The 17716-nt window shown below is 69.5% G+C and carries 16 protein-coding genes and 1 pseudogene; 7 read left to right on the top strand and 10 right to left on the bottom strand.

Annotated features, from left to right (window positions below):
- Nucleotides 1-750: 750 nt before the first annotated feature.
- The 6 genes from OG584_RS30935 to OG584_RS30910 all read right to left on the bottom strand — a co-directional run bounded on the left by OG584_RS30935 (nucleotide 751) and on the right by OG584_RS30910 (nucleotide 5143).
- Nucleotides 751-1185, bottom strand: a complete 435-nt coding sequence (locus tag OG584_RS30935) for a hypothetical protein (RefSeq protein WP_405784374.1) — start codon at nucleotides 1183-1185, stop codon at nucleotides 751-753.
- Between the two features lie 240 nt (nucleotides 1186-1425).
- Complete coding sequence (ung, locus tag OG584_RS30930; protein ID WP_405782748.1) at nucleotides 1426-2109, bottom strand: uracil-DNA glycosylase; 684 nt, start codon at nucleotides 2107-2109, stop codon at nucleotides 1426-1428.
- A 110-nt stretch (nucleotides 2110-2219) separates the two neighbouring features.
- A complete protein-coding gene (locus OG584_RS30925) occupies nucleotides 2220-2975 on the bottom strand; it encodes an SDR family oxidoreductase (RefSeq protein WP_405782746.1) in 756 nt (251 codons plus the stop codon).
- A 17-nt stretch (nucleotides 2976-2992) separates the two neighbouring features.
- Complete coding sequence (gene fabG, locus OG584_RS30920) at nucleotides 2993-3754, bottom strand: 3-oxoacyl-ACP reductase FabG (protein WP_164261595.1); 762 nt, start codon at nucleotides 3752-3754, stop codon at nucleotides 2993-2995.
- Nucleotides 3755-3899: 145 nt separating this feature from the next.
- Nucleotides 3900-4298 (bottom strand): DUF3037 domain-containing protein, encoded by a 399-nt coding sequence (locus OG584_RS30915; RefSeq protein WP_405782745.1) that lies wholly within the window; start codon nucleotides 4296-4298, stop codon nucleotides 3900-3902.
- The gene (locus tag OG584_RS30910; protein ID WP_405782744.1) at nucleotides 4295-5143 is read right to left on the bottom strand and encodes a HipA family kinase; all 849 of its coding nucleotides are present in this window, start codon (nucleotides 5141-5143) and stop codon (nucleotides 4295-4297) included. Before OG584_RS30910 ends, OG584_RS30915 begins: the two co-directional genes overlap by 4 nt.
- Before the next feature lie 397 nt (nucleotides 5144-5540).
- On the opposite strand from OG584_RS30910, the pseudogene OG584_RS30905 reads away from it, so the two are divergent.
- From OG584_RS30905 to OG584_RS30895, 3 genes and pseudogenes are all read left to right on the top strand, one after another.
- Nucleotides 5541-5711: pseudogene (locus OG584_RS30905) on the top strand (glycosyltransferase); the annotation flags it as partial.
- 727 nt (nucleotides 5712-6438) lie between these two features.
- Nucleotides 6439-7326 (top strand): phosphotransferase, encoded by an 888-nt coding sequence (locus OG584_RS30900; protein WP_405782743.1) that lies wholly within the window; start codon nucleotides 6439-6441, stop codon nucleotides 7324-7326.
- Complete coding sequence (locus OG584_RS30895) at nucleotides 7323-7787, top strand: NUDIX domain-containing protein (RefSeq protein ID WP_405782742.1); 465 nt, start codon at nucleotides 7323-7325, stop codon at nucleotides 7785-7787. The genes OG584_RS30900 and OG584_RS30895 overlap by 4 nt, the downstream gene beginning before the upstream one ends.
- A 790-nt stretch (nucleotides 7788-8577) precedes the next feature.
- Here OG584_RS30895 and OG584_RS30890 read toward each other — a convergent pair.
- Entirely contained in the window at nucleotides 8578-9087 is a 510-nt protein-coding gene (locus OG584_RS30890) for a hypothetical protein (RefSeq protein WP_391787762.1), read from the bottom strand.
- 61 nt (nucleotides 9088-9148) lie between these two features.
- Nucleotides 9149-9937: an ArsR/SmtB family transcription factor gene (locus OG584_RS30885; RefSeq protein ID WP_405784373.1), complete on the bottom strand. Its 789-nt coding sequence runs from the start codon at nucleotides 9935-9937 to the stop codon at nucleotides 9149-9151.
- 502 nt (nucleotides 9938-10439) lie between these two features.
- On the opposite strand from OG584_RS30885, the gene OG584_RS30880 reads away from it, so the two are divergent.
- Nucleotides 10440-10742 carry a recombinase family protein gene (locus tag OG584_RS30880; RefSeq protein ID WP_405782741.1) on the top strand — a complete coding sequence of 101 codons (303 nt, stop codon included), beginning with the start codon at nucleotides 10440-10442 and terminating at the stop codon, nucleotides 10740-10742.
- Nucleotides 10743-11218: 476 nt separating this feature from the next.
- Here OG584_RS30880 and OG584_RS30875 read toward each other — a convergent pair whose 3' ends face one another.
- Complete coding sequence (locus OG584_RS30875; RefSeq protein ID WP_384779312.1) at nucleotides 11219-11824, bottom strand: TetR/AcrR family transcriptional regulator; 606 nt, start codon at nucleotides 11822-11824, stop codon at nucleotides 11219-11221.
- A 158-nt stretch (nucleotides 11825-11982) separates the two neighbouring features.
- Here OG584_RS30875 and OG584_RS30870 point away from each other — a divergent pair, with 158 nt between their 5' ends.
- The 3 genes from OG584_RS30870 to OG584_RS30860 all read left to right on the top strand — a co-directional run bounded on the left by OG584_RS30870 (nucleotide 11983) and on the right by OG584_RS30860 (nucleotide 16009).
- The gene (locus tag OG584_RS30870) at nucleotides 11983-12798 is read left to right on the top strand and encodes an SDR family NAD(P)-dependent oxidoreductase (RefSeq protein ID WP_405784371.1); all 816 of its coding nucleotides are present in this window, start codon (nucleotides 11983-11985) and stop codon (nucleotides 12796-12798) included.
- Nucleotides 12795-13727 carry a DMT family transporter gene (locus tag OG584_RS30865; protein WP_405782739.1) on the top strand — a complete coding sequence of 311 codons (933 nt, stop codon included), beginning with the start codon at nucleotides 12795-12797 and terminating at the stop codon, nucleotides 13725-13727. Before OG584_RS30870 ends, OG584_RS30865 begins: the two co-directional genes overlap by 4 nt.
- A gap of 629 nt (nucleotides 13728-14356) precedes the next feature.
- Nucleotides 14357-16009, top strand: a complete 1653-nt coding sequence (locus OG584_RS30860; protein ID WP_405782737.1) for a TlrC/CarA/OleB/SrmB family ABC-F type ribosomal protection protein — start codon at nucleotides 14357-14359, stop codon at nucleotides 16007-16009.
- Nucleotides 16010-16367: 358 nt separating this feature from the next.
- Here OG584_RS30860 and OG584_RS30855 read toward each other — a convergent pair whose 3' ends face one another.
- The gene (locus OG584_RS30855; RefSeq protein ID WP_405782736.1) at nucleotides 16368-17678 is read right to left on the bottom strand and encodes an alpha/beta fold hydrolase; all 1311 of its coding nucleotides are present in this window, start codon (nucleotides 17676-17678) and stop codon (nucleotides 16368-16370) included.
- Nucleotides 17679-17716: the final 38 nt, after the last annotated feature.

Raw genomic sequence — 17716 nt, 5'->3', positions numbered from 1 at the left:
ACCATCGTGCTGGTCTGCCGGCCCGGAGGTCATAGAACAGGCTTGGCCCACGAGGAACGGCCGGACAGGGCCCGTGGTCATCCGTCCGGATCACCCCGAATGATCCGGGCAGGGACGCCACGCGCCTCACTCTTACGGGGCCAGTCTTCCGTTGTGCCTCCGGAACGGCCCCGGCGGGCAGCAGAGTTGGGCGGGTGCACCGATCAAGGATCTTGACCCTGGCCCTCCTGGGCGCAGCTGTCTCGGCCGTCTCCGGCTGTGTGGCCGTCCCTGCGGGATCCACGCCGGCACCAGGGGCTTCCGGACTGCCGGCCCACCACGCGCGGGGGGCCGGCCCGCAGGCCGTACAGAGTCCGCCGATCGAGGTGCTGGAGACCGTACTCCCTGGACCCGAGACCGGGAGGCGTGCCACGACCGCCCCTCAGGGGCTCCGCTCCGGCAGCGGCGCCCGAGCGGAGCACGGAGCGGATACCGGTGGTGCGCGGGCCGGTAACGCGGGCCGGCCCGTACACCCCGGTCCAGTGCGCCCCGGTCCAGTGCGCCCCGGTCCAGTGCGCCCCGCGCCGCCGGCCCCGCAGCGTCATCCGGTACGCGTGGCTCCAGCACCCGGCGCCAGGACGGATGTCTGCTCGCTCGGTGAAGGGTACGGAGGCTGGCCGCCGGACAGCCCGCAGGCGCGGATCTGCCGACAGACGTACGGGCGTTGACGCACCGCGGCGATCTGCGGACATTGGCGTACGGGTACGCGGCTCACCCCTCCCCCAGGCGCCACTCCAGCCGCTCGATCGCCGCCCGGACGCCGTCTCCGTAGCCGTCTTCGGCCAGCGCGCCGGTAGTGGACCGGGCGCGCTCCAGATGCACGCGCGCGGCCTCTCTGCGGTGCAGTTTCAGGTAGTCGGCGGCGAGGTTGAGGTGCAGGGAGGGATAGAAGCCGCGGACGGCGGTAGCGGAGGGGTGGCGGCCTTCGTCCTCGTCGAGGCCCTCCGCCGCTGCGAGCGCCCGCAGGTCCCAGAGCAGCTCGTCCTCGGGGTCGTCCTGGGTGTCCGCCATGTAGTGCGCGAGGGTGCAGCGGTGCAGTGTGTCTCCGGTCTCGCCGATCTCGTCCCACAGCCCGGCGAACCGGTTGCGGGCCTCCTCCCGGTCTCCGCCGTGCAGCAGCATGATGACCTGGCCGATCCTGCCCATGACGACGTCTCCCGACGTCTCCTGCTGCGACTCCGTCACCGCTGCCTCCTGTACCCGTCAACACCTGTGGCCGTCCGGTCCTCCCGGCGTACGGCCGACGCTAGGCGGTCTCCGGCCGAACGTGCCGGGCACCAGCCGCCCGGCGCGCACATGTGCCGCGTTGGCCGAATCTCACAGCCGACTCCGGGCCGTACGGACCGGGCCCCCGCTGCTGCCGCGGGCCTGTACGGGCGCCTCCGGTCAGCCCAGGTCGGGGATCCGCCAGTCGATCGGCGCGTGGCCCTGCCCGGCGACCGCCTTGTCGATCTGGGTGAAGGGCCGCGAACCGAAGAACCTCTTCGCGGAGAGCGGCGAGGGGTGTGCGCCCCTCACCACCACATGACGCTCCTCGTCGATCAGCGGCAGCTTCTTCTGCGCGTAGTTGCCCCAGAGGACGAAGACGGCGGGATCTGGCCGCGAGGCCACCGCGCTGATCACCGCGTCCGTGAACCTCTCCCAGCCTTTGCCCTTGTGCGAGTTGGCTTCCGATGCGCGCACCGTGAGCACCGCGTTCAGCAGGAGGACACCCTGCTCGGCCCACGGCATCAGATAGCCGTTGTCCGGCACGGGGTGGCCGAGCTCCTCCTTCATCTCCTTGTAGATGTTCCGCAAGGAGGGGGGCGTCCGGACACCGGGACGCACCGAGAAGCACAGCCCATGGCCCTGGCCTTCGCCGTGGTACGGGTCCTGGCCGAGGATCAGTACCTTCACCCGGTCGTACGGGGTGGCGTCCAGCGCGGCGAAGACCTCCTCACGCGGCGGGTAGACCGGCCCCCTGGCCCGCTCCTCCTCGACGAACGCCGTGAGCTCCGCGAAATAGGGCTTCTGCAGCTCTTCGCCGAGGACGCCGCTCCAGGATGCGGGCAGCATGTCGGTTCCGGTCACGTCAACAACCTCCGGTGTACGATCCGTTCTCCCCACAGAACCTACCGGCGGCCACTGACAACGGCCCCGGACGGATGCCCGGGGCCGTGCGGTGGCGGGTGGATCCGGGTTCAGCCGACGCCGGCGTTGAGGAAGATCCCGCCGTCGACCACCAGGGTCTGGCCGGTGACCCAGCCCGACTGGTCCGACGTGAGGAAGGCCGCAGCGCCCCCGATGTCCGCCGGGACGCCGAGCCTGCCCAGCGGGTACGCGGCGGCAGCCTCCTCCTCCCGGCCTTCGTAGAGCGCCTGGGCGAACTTGGTCTTCACCACCGCGGGCGCGATGGCATTGACCCGTACGGCCGGCGCGAACTCGTGCGCCAGCTGGAGGGTGAGATTGACCATCGCCGCCTTGCTCATGCCGTACGCGCCGATGAACGGCGAGGCGGAGACCCCGGCAACGGATGCGATGTTCACGATCGCGCCGCCGTTGTCCTTCTGCCACGCCCTCCAGGTCTGCTGGGCGAAGCCGAGCGCCGAGATCACATTGGTCTCGTAGACCTTGCGCGCCACATTGAGGTCCAGCTCGGCCATCGGGCCGAACACCGGGTTGGTGCCCGCGTTGTTGACCAGGTGGTCGACCCGGCCGAACACCTCCATGACACGCGCGACGGCCGCCGCCTGGTGCCCCTCGTCATGGGCCTTGCCCGCGACACCGATCGCGCGGTCGGCCCCGAGCTTCTCCACCGCCGCCTTGAGCGCCTCCTCATTGCGTCCGGTGATGCAGACCCGGTCGCCGCGGGCGACGAACGCCTCCGCGATGCCGTATCCGATTCCACGGCTCGCGCCGGTGATGAGCGCGACCTTCCCGCTGTCCTGTGCAGTCATGTCCGTTGATTCCCTGTTCAGTTGAGCGGTCCGCCGGCGACGTACATGACCTGGCCCGAGACGAAGCCCGCGTCCTCGCCGGTGAAGAAGGCGATGGCGTTGGCGATGTCCTCGGGCCTGCCGACACGCTGCACCGGGATCTGGGTGGCCGCGGCGGCCTGGAACTCCTCGAAGCCCATGCCGACCCGCTCCGCGGTCTGCGCGGTCATTTCGGTGACGATGAAGCCGGGGGCTACAGCGTTGGCGGTGACGCCGAACTTTCCGAGCTCCTTGGCGAGGGTCTTGGTGAAGCCCTGGAGCCCTGCCTTGACGGCGGAGTAGTTCGCCTGTCCGCGGTTGCCCAGCGCGGAGCTGGAGGACAGGCTGACGATCCTGCCGAACTTGGCGTCCACCATGTGCTTCTGGACCGCCTTGGACATCAGGAAGGCGCCCTTGAGATGGACGTTCATGACCGTGTCCCAGTCGGACTCGCTCATCTTGAAGAGCAGGTTGTCGCGCAGGACACCGGCGTTGTTGACCAGGATGGTCGGGGCGCCGAGCTCGGCGGCGACCCGGGCGACCGCCGCTTCGACCTGGGCACTGTCCGAGACGTCACAGCTCACGGCGATGGCGCGGCCGCCCGCCGAGGTGATCTTCTCGACGGTGTCCTTGCAGGCCGCCTCGTCGAGGTCGAGTACAGCGACAGCACGGCCTTCGGCCGCCAGACGTACGGCCGTGGCTGCGCCAATGCCGCGTGCGGCCCCGGTCACGATGGCAACGCGCTGCTCGGTGGTGGACATACTGGCTCTCCTCGCCCTCGGATGGCGGCCCTCGATCACTGAGCAACCGCTTAGTACCTTCAGCAGTCGAGACGCTAGAAGGCCTGGCACGCGGTGTCAACGGCACACGGGATCAGCAGTGAACCTCACACCGGGTGCCACCCTCTCAGCGCACCAGCAGCTTGAGCAGCCGCTCGGCCTCCGCGGCCGGGTCGGCGGTCAGTCCGGTGTGCACGGGACCCGGCTGCACCACGGTCGAACGAGGCGCGATGAGCCAGCGGAACCGGCGCCCCGCATCGTCCGGGCCGGCCTGCCCCGCCGCTTCTCCGCCCTCGCAGACGCCTTCGACAGCGCGCAGGGCGGCCCGGACGCCTGCCACGTCGGCGTGCGGGTCGAGCATCCTCAGCTTCGCCTCGTCCAGATGCGTACGCGCCACGACGAAGGACCTGGCCCGGCAGTAGACCAGGACCCCGGCGTTGAACATCTCGCCGCGCTCGACCCTGGGCATCACACGCACCAGCGCGTACTCGTAGATGTCCCGGCGAACGGGATCACGCCCGCTCACCGGAGACCGTCCTTCTCCTGGGCGGCGCCCGTGCGGGGAGCGAGGCGTTCGGACAGCCAGCCCGGGGCGCGGGACGGACCGGTGGGGGTCTGCGGCCCGAGGGTGATCCGGGTGTGCACGGTGGCGGCCCGCTCCAGCAGGACCTCCACATAGGCCCGGCGCAGCTCTTCGGGGGTGCCGAATCCGGCCTCGTCCGCCAGCCAGGCTTCGGGGACGTCGGCGGCGACCTCGGTCAGCAGTTCCTCGGTGACCAGCGGGGCCAGTTCGGCGGCGGCGGAGGCCACATCGGGGCCGAAGGAGGCCAGGACGTGGTCGGAGGCGTCGTACGGCTTGGTGCCGTAGTTGTGCGCGGACGGCCAGTTGTGGTGCCAGATCATGGTGGCCCCGTGGTCGATGAGCCAGAGGTCACCGTGCCAGACGAGCAGGTTGGGGTTACGCCAGGAGCGGTCGACGTTGTTGATCACGGCGTCGAACCAGACGATCCGTCCGGCCTCCTCGGGCCCGACCCGATAGGCGAGCGGGTCGAACCCGAGCGATCCCGGCAGGTAGTCCATCCCGAGATTCAGCCCACCGCTCGCCTTCAGAAGCTCCTGCACCTCCTGGTCGGGCTCGGAGAGCCCGATGACGGGGTCCAGCTGCATCTGCACCAGCTCGGGTACGCGCAGCCCGAGCCTGCGACCGAGCTGACCGCAGATGACCTCGGCCACGAGCGTCTTGGGGCCCTGTCCGGCGCCGGTGAATTTCATGACGTACGTACCGAGATCATCGGCTTCGACGATCCCCGGGAGCGAACCACCCTCACGCAAAGGCGTGACATAGCGGGTCGCTACGACTTCTTCCAGCACTTTCCCAGGCCACCCATCTCTTCAGCCTTGCAATCCACGGACGACCGCTCCGAGGCGCGAGGGCGACAATCGGCCGTCACCGATGCTGGGGAGAATCTGGGGAGTTTCGACTGGCGTGCCGCTCTCCCCGCTTCCCAAGCAGTCCGTCGATGGTGCCCCGCCCCTTGTTGCCGGCCTCCGGCATGAAGTGAGCATAGTAACCGAGGGTGATCGCCGGCGAGGAATGCCGGGGCCATCGCGCCAAGGTCATCCTCAGCTTCCCGGCCATGGCCGGGAAGTTCGACCTCCGAAGTTCCGACCCGCCCCCGGGGATTTCGACGCGCTCCTCCACAGGGTGGATATACCACCCTGCATCCCGGACACGCCCGCGCCTTCGTCCGCGACCGGATCAGCCACTCAGGACGAGACTCCCAACTACACACCTCACCTGTGGTCTTACGACCAAAGCAAGCTCACACAGCTGTTCACAGAGGCAGGATTCCGGACAGTGGAACCGTGGGATTTCAATCCCAGCATCGCTAACCCGAAACGGCAGTGGGGCAGCATCTACGTCGTCGCCACCAAATAGCCCTCGCGCAGGCCGCCATGCACGGGAAGTCTGACGCCGGCCTGCCCGCGTGTGACCATCCGCCTTCTCCCCCAGAACGCCCGCTTCATCCGCATCACCACCGAGCCGGTCGGCGAAGCCGCCCCGGAGCTGGCTGGACCGGCCCCGAAGCCGGCACCGCACACCACGTCGAGATGCAACCCATCGATCCCGGCCCCCGGAACCAGGTGTCCGCACGCGGACACACCAAGCAGCGAACACCCGGCCCCGAGCAGAGCTTCCCGTGCGACAGCACCCCGGGCCGCCTTGAGCTGGCTCCCGAGCACTGACGCGCGACCGGCCGCCCCGAGGGGCTGGCAACAGCACGTCCCAGTATTCCGCCGAGCTCCGGTACCTGACCGGCGGTCACCTCCCCTCGCGGCAACCCCCCGAAGGAGTGAGCCGACCTGTTCGAGCGAACGCCGAATCCCTCAGCGAAGGCCGCACTTGACCCCAGCAGGTTCCTAGAACATGCGTCCACAATCTGCCCCCACATGGGCCGTTACGGGTCCTCCCGGGCACCGTTCTTAGAGCACCAGTACCCCTTACCCGCGCTTCCGGAGGACACCGTGAATCCCACCCCTGCCCCTGTGCATACGCTTGCCGTAATCGAACGACTCCAGTCTGCCGCGACGTCCACAAAGCTGGCCGTGCACCGTGTTGACGCCGTCGTCCGCCGCTCAGCCCGCCTGGATACGAGGTGGAGGGCATGACAGAGCCGAAGACCCTCCCGCCCTCGCTGCGCATCTGGGCCCAGCACCGAGTCGGCGAGATCATCAGGGTGCGTGACGCCTCGCAGCCCCGGCCGAACTCGCAGGTGTGGGAGCTCCACAGCACCGCCGACGCCCGCCACTTCATCAAGATCAGCCCCAGTGCCACCTTCTACCGGCGCGAGACCTTCGCCTACCGCCACGCCGTCCCCGCCCTGCTCCGCAACCGGGCACCGCAGCTGGTCGACAGCCGCGCAGAGGCCCTGGCCCTCCTTCTCACCGCCGTCCCCGGCAGCCCTGTCACCCAGCTGCGGCTGGTCGACGCCGGGCAGCGCGCCGTACACTGCCAGGCCGGAGCCCTCTACGCACGGCTCCACGAAGCCGGTGGCCTCGACCGAGAGGCCCGCAGTGAGGCCGAAGACGTCCTGACGGCCACTGCCAACGGCGTCGGCAAGCACCTGGCCGCTGCAGCGGACCGCCTCACGGCGGCCGAACGAGAACTCGTCCTCTGCTACGCCGTGCAGCTGCGGAGCGCGGGCCCGGTGCCCCTGGGCTTCATCCAGGGCGACGCTCAGGAACGCAACTGGCTCTGGGAGAGCCGGTCCGGGCTCGCGGTCATCGACTTCGAGCGCGCGCAGTTCGCCCCGCTCGTCAAAGATTTCGTGATCCTGGCCGCGACCGCATGGCTTGAGGCCCCCGCCCTCGAACGGGCCTTCTTCCACGGCTACGGCCGCCAACTGACCAGCCAGGAGCGACATGTGCTGCAGTGCCTGGTCGTTCTCGACGCAGTGAGCTGCCTGGCCTGGGGCCCGCCACACGGGGATGACGAGGTCACAGCACGGGGACAACGCACCCTTGACCGACTGATGCGGAGGGACCACCCGTGACTGAGCGGCACCGCAGCATCGCGATCGTCATGGCCCTGCTCCAGCGTCCCAGCGACGGAAGGGTCCTGACCGTGCGGCACGGACCGGCATCCTCCTACTCAGCAGGGCGGCTCACTGTGATCGGCGGACACCTGGAAGAAGGAGAGTTCTGCGACGAGGGCGCGGCTCGCGAGCTCTTGGAGGAGAGCGGAGTGTACGTCGACGAAGGGGCATTGGAGTTCTGTCAGCTTGCGCACTTCCGCACCAAGGACGATCTCGTTATCGGTGTGGCGTTCACCGCACAGCGGTGGGAGGGCGAGCCGTACAACCGCGAGCAGGGCAAGCACACCGCGCTGGTCTGGGTCGACCCCGGCAATCCCCCCAACGACTGCCACCCGTTCACCGAGGCGGTCCTGCAGAACTTCGCCGCCGGAGTGCTCTACGCCCAGGTACCGGCAGCCACTGGTGGAGGTGCTTCGTGAAAAGGTTTCTAAGCCGTGTACGGATGGCTGAGCCGAAGGTGTCGGAGGCAGAGCGGGAACTGTTCGGAGGCCCGCTGCCCGGCCGGGGCCGCCGGAGCGCAGAGCAGCCTGCCCGGCACCAACAGTCTTGGGGCAGCCGGGACCGCGTCGTCGCGGCGGCATGACTTCCACCTCCTGGGGCGCCGCTACGGGCAGGTGGAGTCGGGCCGAAAGACCATCGAGGTACACGTCCCCGCTCCCACGACGGCTGCTGTCGAAGTCGGGGACACGGTCGTCTTCCACGACCGGGACAGCGGTCGGGAGCTCGACATCATCGTGAAGCGGGTCACCCCGTACGCCTCATTAGAGGACCTGCTCAGCGCGGAGGACCCCGCCCGCATCGATCCAGACGGACCGCACGAGGAACTACTGACCAGCCTGCGGACCAACTGTCCGGCGGGCAAGGAGCCTCTTGGCCTCCTCGCCTTCGAGTTCGACCACCGCCCCGCTCGGCCTGGCCACCCCATGCCGATGACACCCTTCCAGTACGCGCAGACCGTCCCGCACCACACGGTGTACGGCTGCCTGTACGTACGTGACGAGCACGACGGGCCGACTGGCGCAGAGTCAGTATTCGATCCCTGCGGTATTCCGCCATCCGCACCGTCTCTCGGCGTCGACGTGCCTCAGGCGTCAACCCGCCCCCGTCGCATATCTCACGCACCGGGGACTGCAGCCAACAGCCCATCAGCATGGGCAGGTTCCACGAACATCTCCCTGACGAGCCGAAGTCGGGATCGCTGTGACCTGGTCACCGCGTGGCCTCGGCCACGGCCTGGTCGGGGAACAGGGCGAGGAGCTGTTTCGTGTGGCCGGGCAGTTCTGCCTCCGCCAATCCGGTGACGATGTCGTGCAGCGGCATGGGCCGATCGACCAGGAGGGTGTCGTGGGACAGGAGCCGGGCGGGCACCGGGGTGCCGAGTTCGGCGTCGCTGAGCGCCGCACCTCCGGCGAGTGCGCACAGGGCAGTTGCCTGGCTACTGATGCGGTCCCGGAGCCCAGCGTTGCCGCCGGCGTGCGCGATGGTGTGCTCGATGGTCCAGGCATCGAGGGCGATCCGGTTGTCGTACGTCGTATGGGCCCCCGCTGCGATACCCGCGACGGCGGCGATGGTGGCGGCGCTGACGAGGGAGACGTGCGCGAGGATCTGGTCGGCGTTCCACTCGCCGTCCGGCGGGGCGGGGCTGGGGGCGTCGGCCACGGTGGCGGCGGCGTCGAGCAGTGAGCGGTAGGCGTCCTGGAGCGGGGCGGTGTCCAGCATGGGTTGCACCTCTCTGTGTGGGCGTTGAGCGGAATGAAGACGAGGGGCGGAGAGGCACCGCTCAGGTGTGGGCGCGGGACATATCCCAGGGGGCCTGCGGCAGGACCTCGCCGGTTTCCAGCATCGACTTGAGGTTCGCCATCACGGCCGGCCAGCCGGCCGAGATGCCGCCCAGCATCTCCTGGTTGGGAAGGTTCTCGTGGGTCACGGTGAGGCGGACGATGTCCTGATGCGGTTCGACGAGGAAGGTGACGACCGACGGCTGTCTCGGCGATTCGACATCGGGGGCGTCTTCGAAGGTGATGACCAGCCGGGTCGGGGGCTCGGCCTTCAGGACATGGCCCACCACGTCGACCTTGCCTGAGCCGTCGGCTCGCCGGTGCTCCCAGGCCGAGCCCGGCTGCCAGTCGGAGACATTGGCGTGTCCCCAGTAGCGCGCCGTCAAGTCGGCATCGGTCAGGGCTTGCCACACCTGCTGCGCACTGGCGCGGATGTAGGTGACGTATACGTAGTCCGGCACCGGTGCGGGTGCGTTGGTCATGGCGTACTCCTCTGCCTGGTGCTTGATTGCGCTGATCGCTTGCAGGCGGGGCTTGTCGAAACCGGAGATCCAGCGCTCCTCGATCTCGTGGATCGGGGCCGGGTTGAGGTAGTGCAGCCGCTCCCGGCCGCGCCGTACCACGGTGACGAGGCCGGACCGCACGAGGATGTCCAGGTGCTGTGTCGCCGACTGGCGTGCCATGCCGAGGCGCTCACACATTTCGCGGAGGGTCTGCCCGTTGTGCTCGCGCAGCCGGTCGAGCAGGAGCCGCCGTGTGGGATCGGCCAGCGCCTTGAACACCAAGTCCATCGCTGTTGCTTCGAGGCTCACGCCTGCGATTATGCAGGCATTCACCTGCCTATCGTCAAGGGCGTGGCCGGCCGGGCAAGCCGAGCACGGCGATATGCGCCGATGTGCGGCCTGCCCAGGCACGCCTGCCGCGCGCAGATCCAACCGGTTCGGCCCGCAGACCTGCCGGAACCGGCCGCAGATCCAATCGAATCCGGTCCACTGTTCCGCCTCCCCATTTCGCTCCCCGCTCGGGTGGGCCGCGGACACCGCCAGGCCCACCCAGGGAAGGCGAAGACCACATGGCCGACCGGCTACCTGCGACACTCCACCGACAAGCGACCCACGCCCGCCAGCGCCATGCCCTGGCCCCGCTGCTGACCGCCGGCGCCCCGTCTACGAGGCCCCCGCCACCTCCACCCGGCAGCTCTCCCTTGACCGCGCCGGATTCACCCGGCTCCTGAACGAGGCCGGCGTCGGCGACACCATCCGCATAGCCGACGCCGCCCGGCTCTTCCGCCCGGTGGCATCGACCTCGCCCTCCGACGACCCCGGCACCAAGATGATGGTCAACGTCCTCGTTGCCATGCTGGAGTTCCAGCGCGACATGATCAGCGAGAACACCCGCGAAGGAGTCGCCGCGGCCGAAGCCGCCGGCAAGACGCTCGGCCGCCCCGCCGCGCTCGACCCGGACCAGGCGGCGCAGGTGGTCGAGGCGTTCGGCGAAGGCACCGCCGTCAAGGCCCTCGCCCGCCAGCACCAGGCTGCCAGGTGTGCGCCGCTGCGCCGGCGCGCAGCGGACGCGCTCACGCGTGCAGTTACTTGACTATGACCGCGTACGGCGGGGCGGGCGCGCTCGCCCACCTTCTCGTAGCCCCAGCTCGCATAGAGCTCGTGAGCCTTCGGGGGGGGCAAAACGGCCAGGAGCACGTTCGCCCGGCCAGACTGCGCACGTCGGATGATCACCTTCTGTGACGTGCGGCGAAGGAGCGTCCGTACAAGACCGGGGTCTCCCGCGCCGCGCCGTCAGGGACACGGCCCGCAAGAGCCCGGATGATGCAAACTATCCGTCCGCCCGTCCACGTAGCGCTGAACACTCGCGGCTTCCCGCTCTCCGCGGCAAGACGTCGTCCGGCGGAGGTGATCCCGTCCCGCCCCGGACGGTGCCGCTTTCCCTTCGGCTCAACTGCGCGATGTGACCGAAGCCATGGACTCCTGCGTCCGCTTCGTCGTAGAACAGTCGGTCCCCAGGCGGCGCCAGGAGCACGGACGTGCCGTCTCGTGGGGTCCTCAAGTGCACTGTCAGGCGCGCGGGCCCGCCCCACGCAGCAGGGTGTCGATGATTCGGGCGGCGAGGGCATCCGGCTCGTTGATCCCCGAGTGGGCGGCGTCTGGGCCGATGGCCGTCGCACTCTCACGCAGGGACTCGCCGATGAGCGCGTAGTAGACGCGGCGTACCCAGTCGAGGTCGGCCGCTTCGTCGATGAGGCCGTCGGCCCTGGCCCGCTTCAGTACGGCGGTGCAGCGGTCGTCGATGTCCCGATGGAGGGCGGCGGCCTCGCTGTCCGGGTCGGCCGGCAGTTCCAGGGCGAATGCCCAAGCACTCTTCACCTGGAGCACGTTGGCCGTGATCCGGTGCATCGCCACCAGGGGTGGTGCGGTGTCGGGCCTGCCGTCGTCCACTGCCTGGGCGAGCTGGCGGGCCGCGGACGACGCCAGCGCCTCGATCAACGACTGCCGGTTGGCGAACCGTCGATGGATCGTCGTCCGAGCCACTCCCGCCGCCGCGGCGATCTGCTCCATGGACGCACCGGGATCCTCGGCGAGAAGCCGCTCGGCCGCTTCCAGGATCGCGCGCACACTGCGCTCTGCGTCCGCCCGCAACGTTCGTGCCGCTGTCTCGCCCATGACGCCTCCAGTCAGCCCACTTGACCCTTAAAAGGGTACGGCATCGGTTCTCTCCACGCACTAGTTGCATCAAGCCTGTTGCAGTTCATGGCAATATCGGTACGCTCAGCACTCAGTTGATGTCAGCCGAGGAGGATTTCATGCACGACATTTCCCTCATGCACCGCACCGCCCTCGTCACGGGAGCGTCGTCGGGGCTCGGCGCGGAGTTCGCCGCGCAACTCGCTTCCCAGGGGCACGAGATGATCCTGGTCGCACGGTCCGGCGACCGGCTCGCCGCGCTCGCCGAGCGTCTGGTCACCGAGTACGGAGTCCGCGCGCACGTACTGGTCCAGGACCTCGCGGAGCCGGACGCGGCCCGCCGCGTCGCAGAACGGTTGACGGCCCGCGGGCTGAGCGTCGACCTGTTGGTCAACAACGCCGGCTTCGGTACCTGCGGCCGCTTCGAGGAACTGTCCGGCGCCCGCGACCACGACCAGCTGATGGTCAACGTCGTCGCCCTCGTCGACCTCACCCATGAACTGCTGCCCGCCATGCTGGAGCGCGGCCGCGGCGCGGTCGTCAACGTAGCGTCCAACGCCGCCTTCCAGCCCTCCCCGTACTTCGCCGTCTACGGCGCGGCGAAGGCGTTCGTCCTCAACTTCGGGCTCGCCCTGCGCCAGGAGTACCGGCGGCGCGGCATCCGGGTGCTCACCTTGTGCCCCGGCCCGGTCGAGACCGCCTTCTTCGACACCATCGGCACCCGCAAGGCTGCCGTCATGGGCTCGATGACCACTCCGGAGCCCGTCGTACGTGCCGCGCTACGGGCGCTGGACCGCGACCGCGGCTATGTCGCCCCCGGGTTCGGCAACGCTCTCGCCGCACACCTGACGCCGCGCCGCCCCCGCACCGTGGTCGCCGCCATCGCCGAACGCGTCACCCGCAAGGTACTGACCACACCCGCCGCCCCGACCCTTCAGGAGCGCACCGCATGAAATCCGCCCCCGCCGGCGCCGCCTCGGCGATGCTTCTCGTCGGCACGTCCACAGCCGTCTCCGCCACCGTCGCCGGCTATCCCGTCTTCGCCGGGCAAGCGTTGCGCTACGCGCTCGCCGCGGTGATCCTGCTCGCCGTGGTACGCCACCGGCGGCTGCCCCGCGTCCGTCTGACGCCGCGTGAACTCCTGCTCCTGGTGGCGCTGGCCGCCACCGGTCTGGCCGGCTTCAACCTCTTCCTCGTCGAGGCCACCCGGCACGCCGGACCCGCGATGATCGGCAGCGTGGTCGGGGCCGTCCCCCTCGTCCTCGCCCTCGTCGGCCCGCTCCTTGCACGCCGGCGACCGTCCCCGCGTACGGTCGGCGCCGCGCTCGTGGTCGCGGTCGGCGCGGCCGTCGCGGCCGGCCTCGGTTCGGGCAGCCTGCCGGGCCTGCTCCTCTCGCTGGGCGCCCTCGCCTGCGAGGTGGCGTTCTCCCTGCTCGCCGTCCCGCTCCTGCCCAAACTGGGCCCACTGAGGGTCGCCGCGTATCCCGCCGCGCTGTCCGTCCCCATGCTGCTGGCCGCGAGCCTCGCCCTGGACGGCACGTCCGCGCTGCGCCTCCCCACGTCCGGCGAGGCAGCCGCCTTCGGCTACCTCGGCGCGATCGTGACCGCGGCGGCCTTCTTCCTCTGGTACGACGCCCTGCGCCGCCTCGGCGCCGACCGCGCGGGCCTCTTCGCCGGCCTCGTCCCCGTGGGCGCCCTGCTCACGACCGTCGCCCTCGGCCTGGACAGGCCGGGCCCCGCCGACATCGCCGGCGTGCTGCTCGTTGCGGTAGGCGTGGTTCTGGGGCTGCGCCGGAGCGGCGACACCGGCCGGGTGCCACAGCCTTCCGGCGCCGCGATCGATCGCGCCCCCGCCGCGTCACCGGCCTCCGTGGCGTCCTGACGGCCATCGTCCCGCGACCCGTCACCCTCGCGGACGGGGAAGCAGTCCCCGCAGAGCGCCCGCAAAAGTGAGCGCGGATCCGGGATCACAGGCGGCCGAGTGCCGGGCATCTTCGACGGATCTGGCTACGGCGTTGGCTGGTTGATGCCTGGGCTTGGATCATCTGGCTGCCGTGACACCGTAGCCGGTCAGGTCGTCTGGGGCCCTGAACCCCGGTGTCGGACGACCGTCAGGGCGCAGTCCCGTCTCCGGGTGTTCGTGTTCTTCGTCAGTACGGGTCAGCACATGTACTTCGAGGCCGCGGTGCCGTCCGCGCCGGTGCTGTACGCGTACTCGTCGTCGGCCGGCCGGCCGCAGGGACTCGCCCGCCCCTGTTGCCCCTTTCTGTCATCTCGCCGAAGAAAATAGCTTGCAGCCCCAGGGACTCCCCGCTTACGGTCTTGCGCATGGGTTCTCTGTGATAGTCCCCGTGCGGCTGCGTTGAGCTTGGCTCCGTTGTCGCGCGTTCACATCCGTGCTTCCGTTTCTCCCGTGATGCCGCCTGTCTGGCATGCCGCGGAGTGTTTCCGGCATGCGCGGATGCGTCCGTCCACCCGTGCCGATCGGCCCGGCCGAGAACAGGGGACTCCATGCTTACCGCACAGCTATCTCTTCAGAACGTCACCCGCCGCTACGACGACCGCGTCGTGCTGGACGACGTGTCCTTCAGCGTCAAGCCGGGCGAGAGGGCCGGCATCATCGGCGACAACGGAGCCGGTAAATCCACCCTGTTGCGACTGATCGCCGGGCAGGACCGGCCCGACAACGGCGAACTGGCTGTGATCGCACCAGGCGGCTCGGGCTATCTGGCCCAGTCGTTGGCCCTGCCCTCCGAGGCCACCGTCCAGGACGCGGTGGATATGGCTCTTGCCGACCTGCGTGAACTCGAAGCGCGGATGCACCATGCCGAAGCCGGACTCACGGGTTTGGCGGGGGCGGAGCTTATCGCCGCGCTGGACGCCTACGCTCGCATGGTCGCCCAGTACGAGGCGCGCGCCGGCTACGAGGCCGACGCTCGGGTGGAAATCGCCTTGCACGGGCTCGGCTTGCCGGGTCTGGCTCGGGATCGGGCCCTGGGCACGCTGTCGGGTGGTGAGCGATCACGACTGGCGCTGGCCGCGACCTTGTCGTCCCAGCCGGAGCTGCTACTGCTGGACGAACCAACCAACGATCTGGACGACCAGGCGGTGAACTGGCTGGAGACACACCTGCGGACGCATCGCGGCACGGTGCTCGCGGTCACCCATGACCGGGTGTTTCTGGAACGGGTCACCACCACGATCCTGGAGGTCGGCGAGGGCAAGGTGACGCGTCACGGCGACGGCTACCACGGCTACCTGGCCGCCAAGGCCGCTGAGCGGCGGCGCCGTCTGCAGGAATACGCGGACTGGTGCGCGGAGTTGGCCCGCAACCAGAAGCTGGCGGCCACGAATGTGGCACGGCTGGAGGCGATCCCTCGCAAGGTGCCGCTTGCCGTGGTCGGCCACGGCGGCTTCCGTGCCCGCGGCCGTGGCCACGGGGCGATGGTCCGTATCCGCAATGCGAAAGAGCGAGTCGAACGGCTGACGGACAATCCTGTCGTGCCGCCGTCCGAACCGCTGGTCTTCGCCGCTCGGATGACCACCGCAGAGGGGCAGACGTCGCAGGCCGCGGCGGAACTCACCGGCATCCGTGTCGAGGACCGGCTGCACGTGCCGTCGCTGCGGATCGGCGCCGAGGAGCGGCTGTTGGTCACCGGGCCCAACGGGGCCGGCAAGACGACGCTCATGCGGGTGCTGGCCGGTGAGTTGCAGCCGGATGAGGGGACGGTACGCACGCGAGGCCGGGTCGGGCACTTGAGACAGGAGGAGACACCGTGGTCGCCTGGTCTGACCATCCCACAGGCGTTCGCCCACGGCCGCGGAGGTGAACTGGACGAGCACATCGCCCGTCTGTTGTCCCTCGGACTGTTCAGCCCTGCCGACCTGCGCCTGAAAGTGAGCGAACTGTCCTACGGACAAAGGCGCCGGATCGAACTGGCCCGCCTTGTCAGCGAACCCATCGACCTGTTGCTGCTGGACGAGCCCACCAACCATCTCTCCCCCGTCCTGGTCGAAGAACTGGAAGGAGCCCTGGCCTGCTACCGAGGCGCAGTCGTCGTCGTCACCCACGACCGCCGCATGCGAACCCGCTTCACTGGCAGGCGCGTGGAACTGAACGCCGGCCACGTCGCACAGTCTGTGCGACATCCCGAGGTCCTCTGAGCCCTGCTGAGACCTCGTCCCCGTGGCCAGGGTGTTCTGTCTCCTTGGAGTGTCCTGCGAGCCAGTGACGCAACTTCAGGATTATTGAAGCGTTCACGCTTCGTCCGATCGATCTGTGATCGGGGTGAAGGCGAGGGGGCTCGGGTTGGCACTGGCAGCCGTACGCGATCTGCGCGAGTTCCGCGATCCGGCCTCGGCTGAGGAACTGGAGCAGTTCGAGACCGACGTCCTCGCCGGGTTCGTCCTCGCGCGGGCTTCGGCAGGGCTGGCGGACGGCACCATCCGCGGCGGCCGTGCCGCCCCGCGAGCGGCACGGCGAGCCAGCTTGTACGCCGCACTTCGGACAGGCTCCCTGCCCTTACTTGTGATCGTGGAGAAAGGCCGGGATGTCGGCCCGGGTCGGGTAGTCAGGCAGCGGTGCGGGCTTGTCCTGGAGGAATGCGGTGATGACGGCTGCTGCCCGTTGGTCGTTGTCACCCAGACCGTTCCACATGTGGTGGCCGACGCCGGGCATGTACTGGGTGCGCTGGATGGCGGGGTTGTCTGCGAGCACGGTCGTCTCCCACTGCCGGATCTGGGAGGAGCACTCGGCGATCATCAGCATCGCGGGTGTCCGGGAGCGCTTGAGCTGTGGGGCGAGGGAGGGTGAGTCTTCGATCGTTTGCTGGATGCGGAGGCTGGCGGCGGCGCTGAAGGAGAAGTTCTGCTTTGTGTCCTCGACCGGAATGCGGTGCGCGTCCCGCGCGCAATAGGCGGACGCGGTGTCGCTGCCGAGATCGGCGGCGGTGAAGGCGTTGGCGCCTTCTGCCTGTCCTACCAGCCCGCTGTCAGGGCTGAGCAGTCCGAGCCGCATGAGGCCGAAGGCGACCCCGTACCGCGGGACGTGGGTGGAGCGCGGGCCGGTCATGGCTGGTGCGATGCCGCGGGCCGACGGCCGGCCTTTGTGCCCCGCGATCCGGGCGGTCGGGCCGTCCATCGGGCCTGGCTCGGCGATGACCGCCCGGTGCAGGTGGGCGGCCGTCGCCGGGTCGGCCAGCGCGCGGGTGAGCACGATCGCGCCCGAGGAGAATCCCAGCACGTCGGCGTGGCCCTTACCGAGCTTGTCGACGAAGGCGCCGAGGTCATGGACGGACCGGGTGATCGAGTATTGGTCCATGGGGAGCAGGTCGCTGCGTCCACCGCCGGCCTGCTCGTAGGCGTACACGTCGTAGCCCTGTCCCGCGAGTTGCTGGAGGAAGCGGTGGTCGAGCACCGAGATGCCGCGCACAGGTCCGCCGTTGAGGTAGACGAGCGGAACGCGGTGGCGGGGGCTGTTGCCAGTGGGCGGGTAGTGGTAGACCGCGACCCGGCTGCCGGTGGACAGGCGCCAGTGCTCGGTGGTGACGAACGACAGGTCGGCCGGGTGGCGGCGCGTCGTGGAGACCGTGGGGACGCACACCGACAGCGTCAGGGCCGCTGCGACAAGCACCGGCAGGAACGGGACCAGCCGTCCCTGCCAGGAGCGACGGCGGCCCCGCCACAGCGCTGCGAGAACCGCGATCCCGACAGCCGCGGACCATGCGACGAATCCCGATCCCGAGCCGTCGGTGGCGGCGATCAACGCCAGGAAGAGGGCGACCAGCCCCACCACCGCGGCGACAGCCGCGAGCAGGCGGCCAGCAAGGCGCAAGCGACGTATGACGGTTGGTGACATGGTGATCCCCCCAG

Origin of the sequence: Streptomyces sp. NBC_00859 (assembly GCF_045161865.1) — a bacterium.
In the GTDB taxonomy this organism is placed as follows: Bacteria; Actinomycetota; Actinomycetes; order Streptomycetales; family Streptomycetaceae; genus Streptomyces.
This window is presented reverse-complemented; position numbering and strand designations above follow the sequence as displayed.